This window comes from Desulfitispora alkaliphila (assembly GCF_050433185.1).
GTDB classification, from domain to species: Bacteria; Bacillota; Desulfitisporia; order Desulfitisporales; family Desulfitisporaceae; genus Desulfitispora; species Desulfitispora alkaliphila.
The window spans coordinates 1-1,638 of record NZ_JBNPXS010000087.1 but is presented as its reverse complement, the minus strand read 5'-3'; the positions used below and the strand labels follow the sequence as shown (position 1 = coordinate 1,638).

General features: G+C 40.5%; 1 protein-coding gene. It reads left to right on the top strand.

Annotated elements, in window-relative coordinates:
- The first annotated feature begins 297 nt into the window (after window positions 1-297).
- Entirely contained in the window at window positions 298-1,554 is a 1,257-nt protein-coding gene (locus tag GGQ84_RS15445; RefSeq protein WP_429163713.1) for an IS110 family RNA-guided transposase, read from the top strand.
- The last annotated feature ends 84 nt before the right edge of the window (window positions 1,555-1,638 follow it).

Here is a 1,638-nt window from a genome sequence, read left to right as displayed (position 1 = left end):
TAACCTCCATTCCGCCGCTACGCTTGCGGCACAAATAGTAATGAAAAATGGTGCGCGGCTTTCACCACTTTGTTATTATTAGCTTAAGGAGAAGATACACTACAAAGCACGGCGGGGTGAGTCGTAGATTACTTCTCAGTTCAAAACAGTATGTTAACCAGTGTAAGAGCCATCTTTCAAGCACAAATAAGTGGTTCTATAAGACCGCACGCTAATAATTGTTTTAATTCTTCGTTAAATGTGTGATGGCTCAGTCAATGTCTTCCTCCCTACTAAACTATAAAAGGAGGCTGTGCTATGAAAATTGTTTATCCTATCTGTTGTGGCGTCGATGTGCATAAGACTTTTCTCGTTGCCACACTTATCACTTCAAAGGGGATTATGCCCCAGTATTCAAAAAAGAGATTTTCAACTTTTAACAATTCCATTCTCCAATTCAAGCAGTGGTTGATTGACAACAACTGCTATGATGTGTGCATGGAATCTACTGGAAAGTACTGGGTTCCTGTCTACAATCTTTTGGAAGATACCATCCGCGTTACTATTGCCAACCCCAAATGGGTGAAGGCTGTAAAAGGTAATAAGGATGATAAAAAGGATTCCAAATGGATTGGTGACCTTTTCCGTCTTGGTCTAGTACCTGGCAGTTATATTCCAGAAAAACCAATCCGTATTCTTCGTGAATATACTCGCTATCGGTCTAAACTGGTTTCTTGTAGAAGCAGTGAGAAAAACCGTTTTCAAAACGCTTTTACTGTCTGCAATGTAGCCCTTGATGCTGTCGTTTCCGACATGTTTGGCAAATCTGCCACTTCCATCACGGACTATCTTATCTCTTCTGATACCTTCGACCCAGAGATCTGCTCTTCTTTTCTACAAAAATCACTTAAGAAAAAAGCAGATGCTGTGGTTGAATCTATTGAAGGATATCAAATGTCTCAGGCACAAAAAGAGCGTATGATAATGGTTCGTTCCCATCTTGACTACGTAACCAATTCCATTGATGAACTGGACCAAAAAGTTGATAGATTGGTCAAACCTTACGAAGGTGCCATTAAACTTCTCTGTACCATTCCCGGAGTTAAGAGAGCTTCTGCAATCACTATCATCTCCGAGATTGGCACAGATATGTCTCAATTTGCCAACTCCAAGCGTCTGTGTTGCTGGGCGGGACTAACGCCTGGCAATAATGAATCTGCTGGTAAGAAGAAATCTGTCCGCATTACACGTGCTGGTGTCTACCTCAAACCTGCATTGGTACAAGTTGCCCATGCAGCCGTGAAATCGGATAAGTCTCCTTACTACAAAGTCAAGTACGAACGCATTTATAAAAGGAGAGGCAAAAAAAGAGCTATTATTGCTATTGCAAGGATGATACTTACCGCTATTTACAATATGTTTGACACTGGTGAGGTGTGGAACCCAAGTGATTTGTTTAAAATTGATATGCCACAAGAAATGATGGACAAGCAAAAGCAAAAAGCTGTTAAGCAAGCAGCAAAGCTTCTTATTTCCCTTGGGCTAATAAAAGAAACTGATATTTCTGTGGCTTAAACTACGTTCATTTTTTGGGGTCCTAAAAGACCTTTATTAAGTGTGCCCTTGTTTATTCCAAGCTACCTTATTTTTCACGCTATC